The sequence below is a fragment of the Dysosmobacter sp. HCP28S3_G4 genome (genome assembly GCF_052065175.1).
In the GTDB taxonomy this organism is placed as follows: Bacteria; Bacillota; Clostridia; order Oscillospirales; family Oscillospiraceae; genus Oscillibacter.
This window is the reverse complement of the sequence record NZ_JBQHUP010000033.1, coordinates 11,979-29,194: the sequence shown is the minus strand read 5'-3', so window position 1 is coordinate 29,194 and position 17,216 is coordinate 11,979. Positions and strand designations below refer to the sequence as shown.

Here is a 17,216-nt window from a genome sequence, read left to right as displayed (position 1 = left end):
CGCTACCGGGAGTGGGCGGCCAACCACCGGCAGAGCGCCGCTTAGCACGCGCATATTGTCAGCATTTCAGATTTTGGGTGTCTTCCGACTGCACATTTCTTGACATTTCCACCCTCAAAGTACGGATTGTCGTCCAGATCAATGGTGCAGACCCTGGCACCCGCTTTTTCAAACTCCCGGCAAATGCACTTTCCGATCTCCTTCGCGCCGCCGGTCACCACAGCTACTTTGTTTTCAAACATGGTTGTCCTCCATAAATCAAGGCCTGCAAAATGATTCCAGGATTCTTCTATGCGCCGCGGCGGTTTTCCTGGCAGCCGTCTTCATTCAATCAGAGCCTGCAAATAAATATGCATAGCTTTTGATGAAACCCGGCCATTGAAACGGTGCCGCAGGCTTTCCGGAGAGTTTGGTACAGAATGACTCCGCGATAGGTACAGAGGAACTGGGGCACCTGGAGATGGTCGGCACCATCGTCCACCAGCTGACCCGGAACCTGACGGAGGATCAGATCAAAGCCGCCGGTTTCGACACCTATTTTATCGACCACACCACCGGCGTCTACCCCACCGCAGCCTCCGGTTCGCCCTGGTCCGCAGCCAGCATCCAGGTCTGCGGCGATACCATCGCCGATCTGACAGAGGACCTGGCAGCAGAGCAGAAGGCCCGCCTTACCTATGACAATATCCTGCGCATGAGCGACGATCCGGATGTCACCGACGCCATCCGGTTCCTTCGCGCCCGGGAAATCGTCCATTTCCAGCGCTTCGGCGAAGCATTGCGGCTGGTGAAGGACCGCCTGGACGAGAAGAATGTATATTATATGAATCCCAGCTTCGATCAGTGATCTTCCCTTTCCATCGAAAAACCATGGCTCCCGGGGCCGCCGTCCGCGGCTCCGGGAGTTGCTGCGGTTCCAGACGGGTCGGATATCTGTCCTCCAAAATGCTCGCCGTAAAATTTTCATATGCGCTCCGCTTTTGATTGACATTTCTGTTCAGGGGGATTATGATAAACATACATTTTTTCTGCATGAAATCTCATTCAGTCCTATTTCAGCAGAGCTGCCCACAACTGTGCTCTTCCACTCCGGACAGTCAGGAACACTCCTTCCCCCTTGGAGTTTTCCAGATATACCCCTGCAAAAGCAAGCTGCCGCAGCCAAAAGCTGCGGCAGCTTGCTGACCATGATCTGTAATCCGTACTGTACGGGAGGATATCTGCTATGAAAAAACTGCTGTGCTTCGGTGATTCCAACACCTACGGCTATGACCCCCGCTCCTATATCGGAGAACGCTATCCGGCGGATGTCCGCTGGACGGGCCTGCTGGGCAGTTCTTATACGGTGGTCAACGCCGGACAGAACGGCCGGGGGATCCCCCGCCGGGCGGCGGAAACGTCCGCGGTCCGGGACCTGCTGGAGCAGGAGCGCCCGGACGTGTCTCTGGTGATGCTGGGCACCAACGACCTTCTTCAGACGCCCGGCATTACCGCCGCAGATACCGCGGAGCGGATGGAGCGGTTTCTCCGCCCGCTCCTGGATGTTCCCTGCGGCTCCCGGTTTCTGCTGATCGCTCCCCCGCCCATGGTCCCCGGCGCCTGGGTGACGGAGCTCCGTCTGACAGAGCAGTCCGCCCTGCTGGGAGAGTGCTACCGGGCGCTGGCGCAGCGGCTGGGCATCTCCTTTGCCGACGCCGGAGCATGGGGTGTGGAGCTACTGTTCGACGGCGTCCACTTCTCCCCTGCCGGACACCGCGCCTTCGCCGCAGGCGTAGCCGGTGCGCTGGCAGAGCTGTTCTGACTGCCGCGCTGCCCCGTCATATGAAAAACCAGGAGGCCGACGGCCTCCTGGTTTCCGTTTATCCGCAATGTGATACTGATTCTTGATGCAAAAATTTCATCAAGAATCACGCGTGCTGCGCACGCTCGAATTGTACAGAGGCACAATTCGGCGTTTCATAAAAACGGAACGCGCTTCGCGCTATCAAACGGTTTGAACCGTTTTCATCAGTTTTCGTATGAACATCACTCCAGCATTTTGGCGAATTCGTCCTCCGTCAACACGGGGATGTTCAGTTCCTGGGCCTTTTTCAGCTTGGACCCGGCGGCCTCGCCCGCCACCACATAGGTGGTGCGCTTGGACACGGATCCGGCGGCTTTGCCGCCCCGGGCCTGGATCATGGCCTCCGCCGACTTCCGGTCGAACCGGGACAGCGTCCCCGTCAGTACGAAGGTCATTCCGGCGAACCGCTCGTCCACCAGCTGCTGTTTGCTCTCCATATTCACCCCGGCGTCCTTCAGACGGCGGAGCAGGTCCTGGGACTGGGGCGACGCCAGATAGTCCAGAATGAACTGCGCCGTGATGGCCCCCACGTCGCTGATCTCCGTCAGCTCCTCCAGCGAAGCGGCAGACAGGGCGTCGAATGTCTTGAAGTGGGCGGCCAGAGTCTGGGCCGCCTTGACGCCCACCTGCCGGATGCCCAGGCCGTAAATCAGCTTGCTCAGGTCGTTGGCCTTGGACTTCTCAATGGCCCGGATGGCGTTCTCCGCCGACTTCTCCCCCATGCGGTCCAGCTGGGCAATGTCCTGGGCGTGCAGATAGTACAGGTCCGCGGCGCTGTGGACCAGACCGCCGTCGATCATCTGCTGGATGACCGCCGGGCCAAGACCCTCGATGTCCATGGCGTCCCGGCTGGCAAAGTGGGTGATGTTCCGCAGCAGCTGGGCCGGGCACTCCGCGCCGGTGCAGCGGATGGCCGCGCCGTCCTCATCCCGGCTCACCGGCGCACCGCAGACGGGACAGACCTCCGGCAGACGGTAGGGCACCGTGCCCTCCGGCCGCTTGGAGAAGTCCACCTCCACGATCTCCGGGATGATCTCCCCCGCCTTCTGGACGATGACGGTGTCTCCGATGCGGATGTCCTTCTCCGCGATATAGTCCTGGTTGTGCAGCGTGGCGCTCTGGACGGTGGTGCCCGCCAGATGGACCGGGGACAGCACGGCTCTGGGGGTCAGAACGCCGGTGCGGCCCACCTGCACCACGATGTCCAGTACCTTGGAGGGCTTCTTCTCCGGCGGATACTTGAAGGCCACCGCCCACTTGGGGCACTTGATGGTGCTGCCCAGCTTCTCCCGATCCGCCAGATGGTTCACCTTCACCACCGCGCCGTCCATGTCGAAGGGATAGTCCGGCCGCCGCTCGTTGATGTCCGCGATCTCCTGGCGGCAGTCCGCCGCCGTGGCGACGGTCCGGTGGGGAATGACCTTGAAGTGCTGGGTGGCCAGATAGTCCAGCGTCTCCGTATGGGTGGTAAACTCCCGGCCCTCCGCCAGCTGGAGATTGAAGATCTGGATGTCCAGACGCCGCTGGGCGGCCACCTTGGGGTCCAGCTGCCGCAGGGAACCGGCGGCGGCATTCCGGGGATTGGCCAGCAGCGGCTCCCCCTTCAGCTCCCGCTCGGCGTTCAGCTCCGCGAAGACGCTCTTGGACATGTAGACCTCGCCCCGGACGATGAGGTGGGGCAGCTTCTCCGGCAGGGACATGGGGATGGACCGGATGGTCCGCAGGTTCTCCGTCACGTCCTCGCCCACATGGCCGTCGCCTCTGGTGGCGCCGCTGACGAACACGCCGTCCCGGTACTCCAGCGCCACGGACAGCCCGTCCACCTTGGGCTCCACGGAGTACTCCACCGGGTCCCCCAGGGCGTCCGTCATGCGCTGGCAGAAGTCGGTGACCTCCTCCCCGCTGAACACGTCCTGGAGGCTCTCCAGCGGGACCTCATGGCGGTAGGGCGTGAAGCCCTCCAGAATGCGGTCGCCCACCCGCTGGGTGGGAGAATCCGGGGCGATCTCCTCCGGATGCTCCCGCTCCAGCTGCACCAGACGGCGGTTCAGCATGTCGTACTCGTAGTCCGTCATGGTGGGGGCGTCCATCACATAGTAGAGATAGGCGTTGCGGTTCAGTTTGTCCCGCAGTTCTTTCATTTCCTCTTGATAATCCATTGGTAACCTCCCCGGCGCCGTGGGGACACGGCGCCTATGCGTTTCCTGTTAGTTCCCGTTCATGATATAGTCCCTGGCTACGTCCTCCATGGCTTCGCCGGAGGCGTCGAAATACGTATAGGTGTCCGGCACGGAGCCCACGATGATGGTCTCCGCCACCACCAGGGAATTGCTGACCTTGGTGGCCGTCCGGAAGCCCGGCAGCAGAATGCTGACATAGACCTCGATATCCAGCAGGATCTGGTGCTTGGTCTGGTTGATGCCGGCGGAGACGAATTCGTTCTTCAGATCCGCTCTTGAAGACCCGATGGACTGCATCCGCACCGTGATCAGCGGCCCGCGGCCCGCCAGCAGATTGGACCCCGTCAGGCTCCCCAGCGGGATGGACAGATCATGGGAGGAGACCTGGTCGATGCGGTTCAGCACCTCCTCCAGAATGGCGGACTGGAGCCGGTTGAACTCCGGCATATTGCTCTTGACGGCGGTGATCTTCCCCTCGTTGTCCTTCTCGAAGGAGATCATCCGGTCGTAATCAAACTCCCCCTTGGCGATGGCGGCGTCCACGGAGTCGGAGACAATCTGGTTCACCATGTTGGTGACCCGCGAGATGGCCAGCCGGGTCAGCAGGGACTTCATCTGCACCATGCCCACGGCGACTGCCGCCACAACGGTGACGAGGAGCGCCATCAGAGCCATCCGCAGCAGCAGGCGCTTCGGCAAATGGCGCCGGTATCCATAGAATCCCCGCATCAGACTCCCCCCATTCGGTCTATCCTATGCGGGGGCGGCTTGGCTATAGTCCGGCGGAGTCCGGTGGGGAATGGTCTGGTTTATTGCAGTTCGCTGATGATCTGCTTGTAGGCCCGGCCCCGCTCCATAAAGTTGGCGAACTGGTCAAAGGCCGCGCAGGCCGGGGACAGCGTCACCACGTCGCCCTCCACAGCCCGGGCGGAAGCGGTCTCCACCGCCTCCCGGAAGCCCTTCGCCAGGATGATCTCCGGCGCTCCCTCCGCATAACTGGGGGTGCTGACCACCGCCTGACGGATCTTCTCCGCCGTGGCGCCGCAGAGCACCAGCAGCTTCACGTGCGCCACGATCTCCGGCCCCAACACATCGAAGGGGATGTGCTTGTCATAGCCGCCGGCGATGAGGATCACCTTCCGGTCAAAAGACCGCAGGCCCGCGATGCAGCGGGAGGGGCTGGTAGCGATGGAGTCGTTGTAGTACCGCACGCCCCGGAGGGTCCGCACCAGCTCGATGCGGTGTTCCACGCCGCCGAAGCTCCGGGCGAAGTCCCGGATGGTCCCGTCCGGCACCAGGCCGTCCACGGCGGCGACGGCGGCCAGATAGTTCTCCACGTTGTGGACACCGGGGAGCCGGATATCCGCCGTGGTCATGATCTGCCGCTCCGCGCCGTCTCTGCGGGAGATGACGGCGTCGCCCCGGAGGAACACGCCCTCGGCGGGTTCCTCCTTCCGGGAGAACATCCGCACGGAACCGGCGGCTTTGCCGGACAGCTCCCGGGTGATGGCGTTGTCGGCGTTGAAGATGGCAAGGTCCTCCGCCGTCTGATGTGTAAAGATATTTTCCTTCGCGGCAACGTACTCCGCCATGTCCCGGTGCACATCCAGGTGATTGGGGGCCAGATTGGTGAGGACAGCGATATGAGGACTCTGCTTCCTCATGGTCAGCAGCTGGAAGGAGCTGAGCTCCAGCACCGCGATGTCCTCGTTGCGCATCTCCCCCGCCTCCGTCAGCAGCGGATGGCCGATATTGCCGCCCAGGTGGACGGTCCTCCCCGCCCGGCGCAGAAGCTCGGCGATGATGGTAGTGGTCGTGGTCTTGCCGTCGCTGCCGGTGACGCCGATAATGGGACACGGGCAGACCCGGAAGAACACCTCCATCTCCGAGGTGATCTCGCTGCCGTGAGCGGCAGCCTCCAGCAGCTCCGGCACGTCGGGCCGCATACCGGGAGTGCGGAAGATGATATCCTGCCGCAGGCCCTTCAGGTAGTCCGGTCCCAGGTGCAGGCGGACGCCCATGGCCTCCAGGTGGTCGCCGTACTCCCCCAGGTCCTCCCGGCTCTTTTTGTCGCAGGCCGTGACGGCCACGCCGGCTCTGGCCAGCGCCTCGATCAGCGGCCGGTTGGACACGCCGATGCCGATGACCGCCACCGTCTTCTCGTGGATGGAATCCAGATATTCGGAAAAAGTCATATGATTGCTCCCTTTACGGATCAATGGTCCCGCTTCCGCGGAACAGCGTATGCGCATATAAAATAATTATACCCCATCCTCCGGAAAATGTAAATCGCAAATGAGACCGACGTTCCGGCTGGAACCCTGCCAGATTTTCGCGTTGACAATCGGAGCTGTTTCCCCTATAATGAAAGCCGCGAGGAAAACAGACAGTCGCGTGAACAGGCCGAAAGGCCGTTCATGAGGAAAGTCCGGGCTCCACAGGGCAAGGATAACGGGTAACGCCCGCCCAGAGCGATCTGAGGAAAAGTGCAACAGAGATATACCGCCGTCAGAGTTGTACTGTGCTGGTAATCTGCGATGGTCGATGACACTCCCGCAAGCGCATGCGCAGGGGTGTTGTGTGAAGAGGGACGAAGGGTCCCTCTTCGCCGCCGGAATCGGCCCGCCCGCAGGCGACGCCGTTCCGAAGGAACGGCTTACCGGCAGAGCACAGCTCTGACGGTAAGGGTGGAAAGGCGAGGTAAGAGCTCACCCGTCACATGGGAACATCGTGACGCTGTAAACTCTATCCGGAGCAACACCGGTATGGGAGCATGCAGGCTGGCCCGGCCGCTCCCGGGGTGGCTTGAGCGTGCCGGCAACGGTACGTCGAGATAGATGACTGTCAAATACAGAACCCGGCTTACAGTTTTGCTCGCACCTATAATACGGCCCCTCCCGCGGACAACGCGAGAGGGGCCTTTCCATTCTCCTCACATCTCTATTCACCGGACGGACGCAAAAGAAAAAAGCCGCTGGAAGCGGCTTTTTTCCATAGTCTTGCAAATTACTTGTTGCTTCTGCGCCAGATGTGCATCTTCTCCGCCTGGGCGATCAGCTCCTCGCGGAACTGGGGATGGGCGATGCCGATGAGGGCTTCGGCCCGCTGCCAGGTGGACAGGCCCTTCATGTTCACCATGCCGTACTCCGTGACCAGATAATGGACGCAGGAGCGGGGATCGGTGGCGATGGAGCCGGGGGTCAGAGTGGGAACGATGCGGCTCTTCACGTTGCCCTGCTTGTCCGTCACCGTGGAGGACATGCAGATGAAGCTCTTGCCGCCCTTGGACAGGTACGCGCCCATGGCGAAGTCCAGCTGGCCGCCGGTGCCGGAGATGTGCTTGATGCCGGCGGACTCGGCATTGACCTGACCGAAGAGGTCCACGTCGATGGCGTTGTTGATGGAGATGAAGTTGTCGATCTGGCTGATGACATGGACGTCATTGGTGTAGTCCACGGGAGCGCCCATGACCTCGGGGTTCCGGTTGACGTAGTCATACAGCTTCTTGGTGCCCGCCGCAAAGGCGAAGACCTGACGGCCCCGGTCCAGCGCCTTGTGACGGCCCGTGATCTTGCCGGCGGCGGCCATGTCCACGAAGGCGTCCACGTACATCTCCGTATGGACGGACAGATCCTTCAGGTCGGACTGGGCGATCATGGCGCCGATGGTATTGGGCATACCGCCGATGCCCAGCTGCAGGCAGGCGCCGTTGGGGATCTGAGGAACCACCAGGTTGGCCACGGCCACATCCACGTCCGTGGGAGCGCCGCCGGCGCCCAGCTGGGCGATCTCCGGGTTGTCGCCTTCCACCACCATGTCAACGTCCTTGATGTTGACTTCCGTGCCGGTGAGTCCGTTGACCCAAGGCATGTTTTGGTTGACCTCCACGATCACGCACTTGGCACGGGCGATCATGTCCGCCAGATGAGAGCAGTTCAGGCCGAAGTTGAAGTTGCCGAATTCGTCCATGGGTGTGGTCTGCACCATCACCACGTCCACCGGGTCCAGATCCTCACGATAGAAGCGGGGCAACTCGGAATAGCGCATGGGGCTGAAATAGCCCATGCCCTTGGCGATGATCTTGCGGTCGATGCCGCTGCAGTGCCAGGAGTGCCAGGTGAAGTGATCGCCGGCGTCCTCCGCCTTGCAGATCTCAGGCATCCACATGGTCACGCCGCCGCGGACCTTCACATCCACCAGCTCGTCCTTCCGGGCGGCCAGGGCCTTATCCAGAGCGATCGGATGGCAGCCGCACCAGGTGTAATCCACCCAGTCGCCGGACTTCACAACCTTGACCGCCTCCTCGGCAGTGGTCAGCTTCTTCTGATATTCTTCCTGATAGCTCATGTTGTTTCCTCCCATATCTTGAATCTTACGCAGGATATTGGTCTTAGTTTTCAGCAGATATCAATTTATTATATCATGGGCTGTGTTTCAATGCAATCGAAAAGCCGTGAAAAAAATCACAAAACCGCAAAAAGAGGCGGACCCGTCAGGGTCTGCCTCTTTTGATCGTATCCGGATGGCGGATTACTCCTCCACGGGGGCCTCCTCGGCCTCCTCAGCGGCGGGAGCCAGCAGAGCGCGGATGGACAGGGAGATCTTCTTCTTCTCCTCATCCACGGCGATGATCTTGGCGTCTACCACCTGGCCCTCGGACAGCACGTCCTCGGGCTTGTCGATGCGGCGGTCGGCGATCTGAGAGATGTGGATCAGGCCGTCCACGCCGGGAACGACCTCGGCGAAAGCGCCGAAGGTCATCAGCTTGACGATGCGGACAGAGGCCACGTCGCCCACGCTGTACTGATTCATGAACATCTGCCAGGGATCCACGCTGTGGTCCTTGACGCCCAGGGAGATTTTCTTCTTTTCGGGGTCATAGGAGATGACGTACACTTCCAGAGTGTCGCCCACCTTGCAGACCTCGGAGGGAGTCTTGATGCGGCTCCAGCTCAGCTCGGAAATGTGGACCATGCCGTCCACGCCGCCGATGTCCACGAACACGCCGTAGGAGGTCATGGACTTGACGGTGCCGGTGTAGTGCTTGCCCACCTCGATGTTGTTCCAGACCTCAGCCTGAGCGGCCTTGCGGGCCTCCTCGGTGACGGAGCGGATGGAACCGACGACCCGGCGGCGGGCACGGTTGACCTCGGTGATGCGCAGCTGGACCTTCTGGCCCTTCATGGCAGACAGATCGGCGCCGCGGGGCTGGCCGCTCTGAGAGGCGGGAACGAACACGCGGACGCCCTTCACGGACACCACGATGCCGCCCTTGTTCTCCTCGGTGACGGTGCCTTCCAGCACGGTCTTTTCCTCAACGGCGTTCTCAATGTTCTCCCAGATCTTCTGGGCATCCAGACGCTTCTTGCTGAGCTCGGCATAGCCCTCCACGTCGTTGACACGGACGATGTAGGTCTCGATCTCGTCGCCCACGTGGACAATGTCCTCGGGCTTGGCGCTGGGGTCATCAGAAAGCTCGCTGAACTTGATGTACGCGGCCTGCTTGGCGCCCACGTCCACCTGCACCTCAGTGGGAGTGATGGCCGTGACGATACCAGTTACCTTCTCTCCTGTATTTAAAGTTTTGAAAGACTGATTCAGTAATTCCTCGAAGGACTCCTCTTTACCCTCGGCCGCTTTGATTTCTTCGCTCATCGTTGCATATACCTCCTTAATGATGCCCGCAGGGGTGGAAGCACCAGCCGTAAGGCCCGCAACAGAGCAACCATTGAACCAATCCGGCGAGAGCTCGTCCGCGTCTTCGATCTGATAGACACGTCCGCATCTCTCTTTACAAATTTCCGTCAAATGTTTGGTGTTCGCGCTTTTGCGGTCTCCCACCACGACCATCACGTCCGCTTTGGCGGCGATGGAAGCCGCCTCTGCCTGACGCTTATGCGTAGCATTACATATTGTATCAAATAATTTTGCGTTTGTACACTCTTTTTTTAGGATTTTTGCAGAAGATTCAAAAATTTCACGTATACAGGTAGTTTGGGCCACGATTGTGACAGGGACCGCCCTGTTTCCCGGGTCCTCCGCCAGCCACCGGCGCACCGCCTCCGGGCCGTCAAACACCAACGGATGACTGCACCAGCTGGCCACGCCCACCACCTCCGGGTGATGGGGCTCCCCGATGATGACGGGCTGCCGTCCCTCGGCCTCCGCCTGGGCCACCAGCCGCTGGATGCGGACCACGTTGGGACAGGTGGCGTTGACGCAGGCCACGCCCCGCTTCTCCAGCGCGTCCAGGATGTCCTTCCGCTCGCCGTGGGAGCGGATGACCACCGTGTCCGCCGCCGTCAGGTCCTCTCCGTGCTCTGCCTTCCGGATGCCCTGGCGTCCCAGCGCCTCCACCACATGGGTGTTGTGGATCAGGTCTCCCAGCATCCAGCAGCCGCCGGTGCGGGCCGCGGTCTGCTCCGCCAGCTCCACCGCCCGCTTCACGCCGTAGCAGAAGCCGGCGGACTCCGCCAGGATCACTTCTCGCACAGCGGCTTCCCTCCTACCGCCTGGCCGCCCAGAGCATAGGCGTTGGCCAGGATGTCGTCCGCGATCTTCTGCATCTCCTCGGACGTTCCCCGGCGGCCGGTGTACACCGGCTGATAGGGGTCGCCGAAGATGATGCGGGTGCGATGGAACAGCTTCTTTTCGCCGTCCACGAACACGGGAACCATGGTGGCGCCGGTGCGGACGCCGATGACCGCCACGCCGGCATGGGCGTGGGCGGGCAGGCCGTCCACATGGCCGATGCCGTTGTGGATGGTGGTGCCCTCCGGGAAGATCAGCAGATTGTCGCCGGATTTGATGGCCTGCATGGCCATCTTCACGGACTGGATATCGTTGTTGCCCCGGCTGACGGGGAACACGCCCACCTGCCGCAGCAGCCATCCCAGTCCGGGATAGCGGAACAGCTCCTCTTTCGCCATGATGTGGAGCCGGTAGTTCTTGGGCAGCTTCAGGGCGATGAGGAAGGGGTCCCAGTTGCTGGCGTGGTTGGGGCACAGCAGAACGCCGCTTGGGGGCAGCTTCTCCATGCCCTCCACCGTGGTGGGGTGCAGGATGGCGGTGATGAAGCCCACCAGATAATAGATGAATACGTAAAGCGCACTGAACGGCTTCATGCTTCTGCCCTCCCCCGGATCAGTTCCAGCAGCGCCTGACGGCTCTCCTCGAAATTCATGGCCGTGGTGTCCAGCAGCACGGCGTCCTCCGCCTGGCGAAGCGGCGCCACCGCCCGGTGGGTGTCGTTGTAGTCCCGCTGCTGGATCTCCTCCAGCACCTTTTCATAGGACTCCGGCGTCCCACGCTGCTCCAGCTCCCGGCACCGGCGATGGGCCCGGGCCTCCGGAGACGCGGTGAGGAAGATCTTCACGTCCGCGTCCGGCAGCACCACGGTGCCGATGTCCCGGCCGTCCATGATGACGCTGTTCTCCCGGGCCAGCTGGCGCTGCATCTCCAGCAGATACGTCCGGACGCCGGGGTGGGCGGACACGGCGGAGGCGTACAGGGACACCTCCGGCAGACGGATCTCCCGGGAGACGTCCGTGCCGTTCAGCAGCATCCGCTGCTCACCGTCTTCCCCGTGGACCAGCCGGATGTCGAGGTCCGGCAGCGCCGCCATCACGGCGGCGCCGTCCTTGGGATCGATCCCGGCGGTCATGACGGAATAGGCGATGGTGCGGTAAATGGCGCCGGTGTCCACATACAGACAGCCCAGCTCCGCGGCGGCACTCCGGGCCAGGGTGCTCTTTCCGGCCCCGGAGGGACCGTCAATGGCAATGCTGATGGTCTTCATATAGCTCTCGTTCCTTCTTTGTGTAATCGTTCTCGCTGTCCGGACAGGCCGGTCATTCCACCGGAGCGGCGGCCGCCTCTCCTGCCGCCCTGCCGGTGGCCCAGGCGATCTGCAGGTTGAAGCCGCCGGTATAGGCGTCCACGTCAATGAGTTCGCCTGCAAAGTACAGATCCTTCACAAGCTTTGACTCCATGGTCTTTGGATCGATCTCCCCCACCTTCACGCCGCCGGAGGTGACGATGGCGTCCGTCACTGGGCAGGGTCCGGCGATAGCCACCGGGAAGTGCTTCAGCAGCCGCAGCAGTCCCCGGCGCTGCTCCTTGGTCAGGTCGTGGACCTTCTCATGGGGCGGGATCTCCGACCACTCCACCATGACGGGGATCAGCTTCTGGGGCAACAGATCGTCCAGGGCGTTGCAGAAATCGCTGTTGGCGTATTTTGTAAAGTCCGACAGCAGCCGCTTGTCCAGCTGCTGCTCGTCCAGCGCCGGCTTCAGGTCGATCTCGATGCGGTAGGCCTTCTTCTCAAAGTGCCGCATATGGGCGGAGGCGGACAAAATCAATGGGCCGCTGACCCCGAAGTGGGTGAACAGCAGCTCACCGAAGTCCGTATAGATCTTCTTGTCGTTCTCGAACACCGTCAGGCCCACGTTCCGCAGGCTCAGGCCCTGCATCCGGCGGCCCACGCCGAAGTCCCGCAGCGGCACCAGGGAACCCCGCAGGGACGTGACGGTGTGGCCCGCCTCAGCGGCCATGCGGTGGCCCTCGCCGGTGGAGCCGGTGGCGGGATAGGACACGCCGCCGGTGGCCAGGATCACCGCGTCCGACGGGTAGTCCCGCCGCTCTCCTTTCACGCCCCGGACGGCGCCGTCCGTCAGCGTCAGGGACACCGCCCGGTCCCGGACGATGGAGACGCCCAGAGCCTTCAGCCGCCGCTCCAACGCGGCGCTGACGTCGAAGGCTCGGTCGCTCACCGGGAAGACACGGTTCCCCCGCTCCGTCTTCAACGGGACGCCCAGGTCTTCAAAAAAGGCCATGGCGTCCCGCCCGTCGAACCGGGAGAACACGCTGTAGAGAAATTTTCCGTTCCGGGGCACATTGGACAGAAGCGTCTGGAGATCCGCGTTGTTGGTGACATTGCAGCGGCCCTTACCGGTGATGTTCAGCTTCTTTCCCAGCCGCTCGTTGGGCTCCAGCAGCGTGACGCATGCGCCTCGCTGGGCCGCCGTGACGGCGGCCATCATGCCGGCGGCTCCGCCGCCTACCACTGTGATCCGCTTACTCATCGTCCGCCCTTCCGAATACGCCGTACTCATCCCAAATGCTCTCCAGCTCCGCGAAGGTGGCGGAGACGTCCTGTCCCTTCCGGTAGCCCAGCGCCACCAGAAGGGCGTTGATCATGGAGATGGGCGCCACCATGGAGTCCACGAAGGAGAACATATCGCTGGTCACCAGCAGGGACACATCCGCCTGTTGGTAGAGGGGCGACAGCTCACTGTCCGTGATGGCCACGATGGTGGCTCCCCGGTCCTTGGCGAATTTCACGGTGTTCATGGTGACTTTGGAATACCGGGGGAACGTGATGGCGATCAGCACGTCGCCGGGTCCGATGCGGAACAGCTGCTCAAAGATCTCGCCGGCGGCGTTGGCTTCCACCAGCGTTACGTTCTCAAACATCAAATGCAGGTAAAAATTCAAATATCCCGCCACGAAGGTGGACGACCGGGTGCCCAGAATGTAGATGCGCCGGGCGGTCATGATCTTCCGGCAGACCTCGTCAAAGTCCTCCCTGTCCGTCTCGTCCACGATGCGGCGCAGCTTGTCGATGTCCGACTGGACCACCGCCGCCAGAACGTCCTGACCGGAGAGGTTATCTTCCGCCGACTTGATGCGCTGGGTGGAAGTCAGGCGGCTGCGGATCATCTCCTGCAGGGCCCGCTGCATGCTGGGGTAGCCTTCATAACCCAGTTCCGACGCGAAACGGACCACCGTGGACTCGCTGACCCCTACCAGGCTGCCCAGCTTGCTGGCCGTCATAAACGCCGCTTTGTCGTAGTTCTCCAGAATGTAAGCGGCGATCTTTTTCTGCCCCTTGGAGAAGGTCTTCATATTGCTCTCGATGGTATGTAAAACGCTTTTTGCCATAAGCGAGTCCTCCTGTGTGTGCGAAATTCCAGACGTGCCCTCATCGGACGGGGGTACTTTGCTATTGTACCACAGTTCCCGGGATTTTCAAACCAGTTTTGCAAGTTTTTTTCAGAAGACTGCAAAATTCTTCCGTTGAGCAGTCTCTCTGGCCCTGAGACATCAGGAAAGCCGGAGGAAACGTCTCCAGATGTCTCCCCCAGCTCTTCTTTCAGTTACGCTCCCCTTTCAGGGCCGCGATCTCCTGTTCCGTTAAGTATCGCCATGCGCCGGGCTTCAGATCTCCCAGCTCCAGCGTGTGCTCCCGCACCCTTTGCAGACGCCGGACCGTCAGTCCGCAGGCGGCGCACATCCGGCGGATCTGCCGGTTTTTTCCCTCATGGATGGTGACGGACAGCTCCGCCTGTCCGCCGCTCTGATAGACTGTCCGAACCTGAGCGGGCCGGATAGGCTCTCCGTCCAGGTCCCGCACCGCCTCCAGACGGCCGGCGGCGCCGGAGACGTCTCCCCGGACCCACAGGCGGTAGGTCTTGGAAACTTCAAAGCTGGGATGGGTCAGGCGCTGCATCAGCGCCCCGTCGTCGGTCATCAGCAGCAGGCCCTCGCTCATCAGGTCCAGCCGCCCCACCGGGAACACCCGGACGCCCACATCTTTCGTCAGGTCCGCCACCGTAGGCCGTCCCCGCTCGTCGGACAGCGTGGTCACATAGCCCGCCGGCTTGTTCAGCATCAGATACACGTGCTGCCGGGGACGGGCGATGGGCGTCCCGTCCACAGTCACCGTGTCCCGGTCCGGGTCCGCCTTGTCCCCCAGGGAGGCCGGGACGCCGTTGACCAGGACCCGTCCCGCCGCCAGCAGCTCCTCCGCCTTCCGGCGTGAACAGACGCCGGCGGCGGCCATCAGTTTTTGCAGTCGTTCTTCCAAAGGGTCTTCTCTCCTCACTCAGGCGGTAAACCGCAGCTTCAGACGGTGGAACAGGCTCATGGGCTCCGGAATGGCTGCCGGGGACTCCCCGCCGCACAGCAGGTCCGTCCGGGCCACCTCTTTGCCGTTCAGCAGCACCACCGCCTCCCCCGCCCGGTCGCCCCGGCGCACAGGGGCGGTAAGCTTTTCAGGGATCTCCAGCTCCACCGTCAGCTCCTCCCCCTGGCCCACCGGCCAGGAGACGGTCCCGGCGGACACCAGCGGCACCGAGGCAGTCATGCCACCCTCCACCGGAAGCTCCGCCACGCTCTGCCCCATGGACAGCGCCCGCTGGGCGGGCCAGGCGGAGAAGGCGTACTCGTAGAGCTTCTGGTGATCCGTCCAGTCGTCGGGATCGTGGAGCGTCACCGCCACGATCCGCTGGCCGTTCCGCTGCACGCAGGACACCAGCGTCCGGCCCGCCGCCCGGGTATAGCCGGTCTTCAGGCCGATGCACCCCTCCACGTTGGACAGGAGCTTGTTGTGGTTCGTCATGGTCCGTCCCCCGATGGTGACGCTTTTGGTGGAGGCGATGCGGACCAGCGTCTCGTTGTTCACGGCGGCGCAGGCCAGCTTTGCCATGTCCAGCGCCGTGGAATAGTGGCCCTCAGCGTCCAGACCGTTGGGATTGGCAAAGGACGAGCCGGTCATTCCCAGCTCCTTCGCCTTGGCGTTCATCATGGCCACGAACTTCTCCTGACTGCCGCCCACCGCGTCGGCGATGGCCAGGGCCGCGTCGTTGCCGGAGCACAGCAGCAGGCCGTAGAGCATGGTCTCCAGGGTCAGTTGTTCCCCCTCCCGCAGGTACATGGAGGTGCCCTCTACCAGCGTCTCCGCCCGCTTCACCGTCCAGACATCGTCCAGGTCGCCGTTTTCGATGGCCACCAGCGCCGTCATGATCTTGGTGGTGCTGGCAATGCGCATCTGCGCCGTCTCATTGTCGGCGTACAGGACCCGTCCGCTGTCCACATCCATCAGGATGGAGGATACAGCGGACGTGCTGACGGCCCCCGCGGGACAGGGAAACACACTGAACAGAATCACACAGCTCAGGACAGCAGCCAGCCGCCGGAAGCACTTTTGCATCTGCGATCACCCTCGTTCGGTCCCCTCTCCGCAGAGAGGGCAGGATGACCATAGTATACCCCGCTCAGAAGTCCTCTTTTTCCTTTTTCTTGTCGAAATATTTTTCCACTTTATCCATCACGTCCGGGATCATGTCAATGACCCGGTCCGCCGTGGAGATGGGCGGCACCGCCACCGGCAGCACCCGGGTGGCGCCGTCCTTGATGACCAGGAACGCCACCGGGTCGATCTTCACGCCCGCGCCGCTGCCGCCGCCGAAGTTCTGAGCATTCTGGGCGGCCTTGCCGTAGTCGCCGCCGCCGGCGCCGAAGCCGAAGCTGACCTTGGAAATAGGGATCAGCGTCACGCCGTCCGGCGTGGTGATGGGCTGTCCCACGATGGTGTTGGTGTCCACCATCTCATGGATCTTCTCCATGGTGGAGCGCATCAGATCGTTCAGCGGGGTCTTCTTCTCCATGTTGTCCATACGGAAACCTCCTCTATTCTCTCAGGCGGCAGGCACTTTCTCCGCCGCCGCAGTCTCATTCTTCCCTGTTTCTCTCTGCTTGTCCGCTTTCTTGTGCCGTTTCAGATATCGCAGCAGCCACCGCAGCGCCGGAATGCCGATCTGGAGGCCCACCGCCAGCAGCGTTCCGATGCGGATGGAGATGCCCACCCGGCCCTGGATCCGGGTCCCGGCGCTTTCAAAGTCGGTCCCCAGGTGGATGGACGGGTCCGGAATGTCCAGCAGCTGCTCCAGCACCGGCATCCCGGTCCAGACGGCGGCGCTGGCATAGCCGCAGCTCTGTGCCGCAGCGGCGGGATCCTCCTGTCCGCCCAGCGTCAGCGACAGCTCCAGCGGATGGATGCGGATGCCTCTCCGGGTCCGGCGCAGCGCCCGCCGCGTGGGCGGCCACAGCTCGTCATACGCGGAGCGGATATCCGACAGCGTGGGCTTGGGAAAGGACTTCTTCTCCTTCCCGGGTTTCTCCTCTTTGGCCTTCTTTGTCTTTTTCGGCTTCTTCTCCTGCTCCGGTCCGCCGTCCTTCTTCTTTTTGGAGGGGGCCACCTGAATGCGGATGGGTCCCACGGGCACATACGCCTCAGCGGTGTCGGCGAAATTCACCAGCACGCCCAGCCGCAGCAGGCACAACAGAATGAACAGCAGTACGATCCCCGCCAGGATCCATAGCCACAGCAAGGCCCTCACCTCCCGCCAGAA

The 17,216-nt window shown here is 62.2% G+C and carries 16 protein-coding genes and 1 other RNA gene; 4 read left to right on the top strand and 13 right to left on the bottom strand.

What is annotated here, in order from left to right; translation table 11 throughout:
• The 3 genes from ACTNBU_RS08845 to ACTNBU_RS08835 form a co-directional block, all read left to right on the top strand.
• Nucleotides 1-257 (top strand): hypothetical protein (locus ACTNBU_RS08845; protein WP_441032967.1); only part of this gene is annotated, 257 nt, incomplete at its 5' end.
• Nucleotides 258-409: 152 nt separating this feature from the next.
• Nucleotides 410-847 carry a manganese catalase family protein gene (locus ACTNBU_RS08840; protein ID WP_441032966.1) on the top strand — a complete coding sequence of 146 codons (438 nt, stop codon included), beginning with the start codon at nt 410-412 and terminating at the stop codon, nt 845-847.
• Between the two features lie 378 nt (nt 848-1,225).
• On the top strand, nt 1,226-1,801 hold the full coding sequence (locus ACTNBU_RS08835; protein ID WP_441032964.1) for a GDSL-type esterase/lipase family protein: 576 nt from the start codon (nt 1,226-1,228) through the stop codon (nt 1,799-1,801).
• 224 nt (nt 1,802-2,025) lie between these two features.
• On the opposite strand, the gene ligA is transcribed toward ACTNBU_RS08835, so the two are convergent.
• The 3 genes from ligA to murD form a co-directional block, all read right to left on the bottom strand.
• A complete protein-coding gene (gene ligA / locus ACTNBU_RS08830; protein WP_441032961.1) occupies nt 2,026-4,002 on the bottom strand; it encodes an NAD-dependent DNA ligase LigA in 1,977 nt (658 codons plus the stop codon).
• 48 nt (nt 4,003-4,050) lie between these two features.
• Complete coding sequence (gene yunB, locus ACTNBU_RS08825) at nt 4,051-4,752, bottom strand: sporulation protein YunB (RefSeq protein WP_441032958.1); 702 nt, start codon at nt 4,750-4,752, stop codon at nt 4,051-4,053.
• 80 nt (nt 4,753-4,832) lie between these two features.
• The gene (murD, locus tag ACTNBU_RS08820; RefSeq protein ID WP_441032956.1) at nt 4,833-6,218 is read right to left on the bottom strand and encodes a UDP-N-acetylmuramoyl-L-alanine--D-glutamate ligase; all 1,386 of its coding nucleotides are present in this window, start codon (nt 6,216-6,218) and stop codon (nt 4,833-4,835) included.
• 179 nt (nt 6,219-6,397) lie between these two features.
• Between murD and rnpB the strand changes: the two genes are divergently transcribed.
• Nucleotides 6,398-6,904: RNase P RNA component class A (gene rnpB, locus ACTNBU_RS08815), an RNA gene on the top strand.
• Between the two features lie 125 nt (nt 6,905-7,029).
• On the opposite strand, the gene ACTNBU_RS08810 is transcribed toward rnpB, so the two are convergent.
• The 10 genes from ACTNBU_RS08810 to ACTNBU_RS08765 all read right to left on the bottom strand — a co-directional run bounded on the left by ACTNBU_RS08810 (nt 7,030) and on the right by ACTNBU_RS08765 (nt 17,195).
• Complete coding sequence (locus ACTNBU_RS08810) at nt 7,030-8,370, bottom strand: butyryl-CoA:acetate CoA-transferase (RefSeq protein WP_441032953.1); 1,341 nt, start codon at nt 8,368-8,370, stop codon at nt 7,030-7,032.
• A 183-nt stretch (nt 8,371-8,553) separates the two neighbouring features.
• Complete coding sequence (locus ACTNBU_RS08805; protein WP_441032950.1) at nt 8,554-10,515, bottom strand: bifunctional 4-hydroxy-3-methylbut-2-enyl diphosphate reductase/30S ribosomal protein S1; 1,962 nt, start codon at nt 10,513-10,515, stop codon at nt 8,554-8,556.
• Complete coding sequence (locus ACTNBU_RS08800; protein WP_441032948.1) at nt 10,503-11,147, bottom strand: lysophospholipid acyltransferase family protein; 645 nt, start codon at nt 11,145-11,147, stop codon at nt 10,503-10,505. The genes ACTNBU_RS08805 and ACTNBU_RS08800 overlap by 13 nt, the downstream gene beginning before the upstream one ends.
• Nucleotides 11,144-11,821 carry a (d)CMP kinase gene (gene cmk, locus ACTNBU_RS08795; protein ID WP_441032945.1) on the bottom strand — a complete coding sequence of 226 codons (678 nt, stop codon included), beginning with the start codon at nt 11,819-11,821 and terminating at the stop codon, nt 11,144-11,146. The genes ACTNBU_RS08800 and cmk overlap by 4 nt, the downstream gene beginning before the upstream one ends.
• A gap of 52 nt (nt 11,822-11,873) precedes the next feature.
• Nucleotides 11,874-13,106: an NAD(P)/FAD-dependent oxidoreductase gene (locus ACTNBU_RS08790; RefSeq protein ID WP_441032942.1), complete on the bottom strand. Its 1,233-nt coding sequence runs from the start codon at nt 13,104-13,106 to the stop codon at nt 11,874-11,876.
• Nucleotides 13,099-13,965: a MurR/RpiR family transcriptional regulator gene (locus ACTNBU_RS08785; protein WP_441032940.1), complete on the bottom strand. Its 867-nt coding sequence runs from the start codon at nt 13,963-13,965 to the stop codon at nt 13,099-13,101. Before ACTNBU_RS08785 ends, ACTNBU_RS08790 begins: the two co-directional genes overlap by 8 nt.
• 211 nt (nt 13,966-14,176) lie before the next feature.
• Nucleotides 14,177-14,890, bottom strand: coding sequence for a pseudouridine synthase (locus ACTNBU_RS08780; RefSeq protein ID WP_441032937.1), 714 nt, complete (start codon nt 14,888-14,890; stop codon nt 14,177-14,179).
• 18 nt (nt 14,891-14,908) lie between these two features.
• A complete protein-coding gene (locus ACTNBU_RS08775) occupies nt 14,909-16,015 on the bottom strand; it encodes a D-alanyl-D-alanine carboxypeptidase family protein (RefSeq protein WP_441032935.1) in 1,107 nt (368 codons plus the stop codon).
• A 64-nt stretch (nt 16,016-16,079) separates the two neighbouring features.
• On the bottom strand, nt 16,080-16,481 hold the full coding sequence (ytfJ, locus tag ACTNBU_RS08770; protein WP_441032932.1) for a GerW family sporulation protein: 402 nt from the start codon (nt 16,479-16,481) through the stop codon (nt 16,080-16,082).
• Nucleotides 16,482-16,502: 21 nt separating this feature from the next.
• On the bottom strand, nt 16,503-17,195 hold the full coding sequence (locus ACTNBU_RS08765) for a hypothetical protein (RefSeq protein WP_441032929.1): 693 nt from the start codon (nt 17,193-17,195) through the stop codon (nt 16,503-16,505).
• Between the last annotated feature and the right edge of the window lie 21 nt (nt 17,196-17,216).

Excerpts from the sequence above, each read along its gene's own strand:
- cmk (WP_441032945.1), bottom strand. The coding sequence starts at position 11,821 with ATGAAGACCATCAGCATTGCCATTGACGGTCCCTCCGGGGCCGGAAAG.
- murD (WP_441032956.1), bottom strand. The coding sequence starts at position 6,218 with ATGACTTTTTCCGAATATCTGGATTCCATCCACGAGAAGACGGTGGCG.
- ACTNBU_RS08775 (WP_441032935.1), bottom strand. The coding sequence starts at position 16,015 with ATGCAAAAGTGCTTCCGGCGGCTGGCTGCTGTCCTGAGCTGTGTGATT.
- yunB (WP_441032958.1), bottom strand. The coding sequence starts at position 4,752 with ATGCGGGGATTCTATGGATACCGGCGCCATTTGCCGAAGCGCCTGCTG.
- ACTNBU_RS08800 (WP_441032948.1), bottom strand. The coding sequence starts at position 11,147 with ATGAAGCCGTTCAGTGCGCTTTACGTATTCATCTATTATCTGGTGGGC.
- ACTNBU_RS08785 (WP_441032940.1), bottom strand. The coding sequence starts at position 13,965 with ATGGCAAAAAGCGTTTTACATACCATCGAGAGCAATATGAAGACCTTC.
- ytfJ (WP_441032932.1), bottom strand. The coding sequence starts at position 16,481 with ATGGACAACATGGAGAAGAAGACCCCGCTGAACGATCTGATGCGCTCC.
- ACTNBU_RS08810 (WP_441032953.1), bottom strand. The coding sequence starts at position 8,370 with ATGAGCTATCAGGAAGAATATCAGAAGAAGCTGACCACTGCCGAGGAG.
- ligA (WP_441032961.1), bottom strand. The coding sequence starts at position 4,002 with ATGGATTATCAAGAGGAAATGAAAGAACTGCGGGACAAACTGAACCGC.
- ACTNBU_RS08835 (WP_441032964.1), top strand. The coding sequence starts at position 1,226 with ATGAAAAAACTGCTGTGCTTCGGTGATTCCAACACCTACGGCTATGAC.
- ACTNBU_RS08790 (WP_441032942.1), bottom strand. The coding sequence starts at position 13,106 with ATGAGTAAGCGGATCACAGTGGTAGGCGGCGGAGCCGCCGGCATGATG.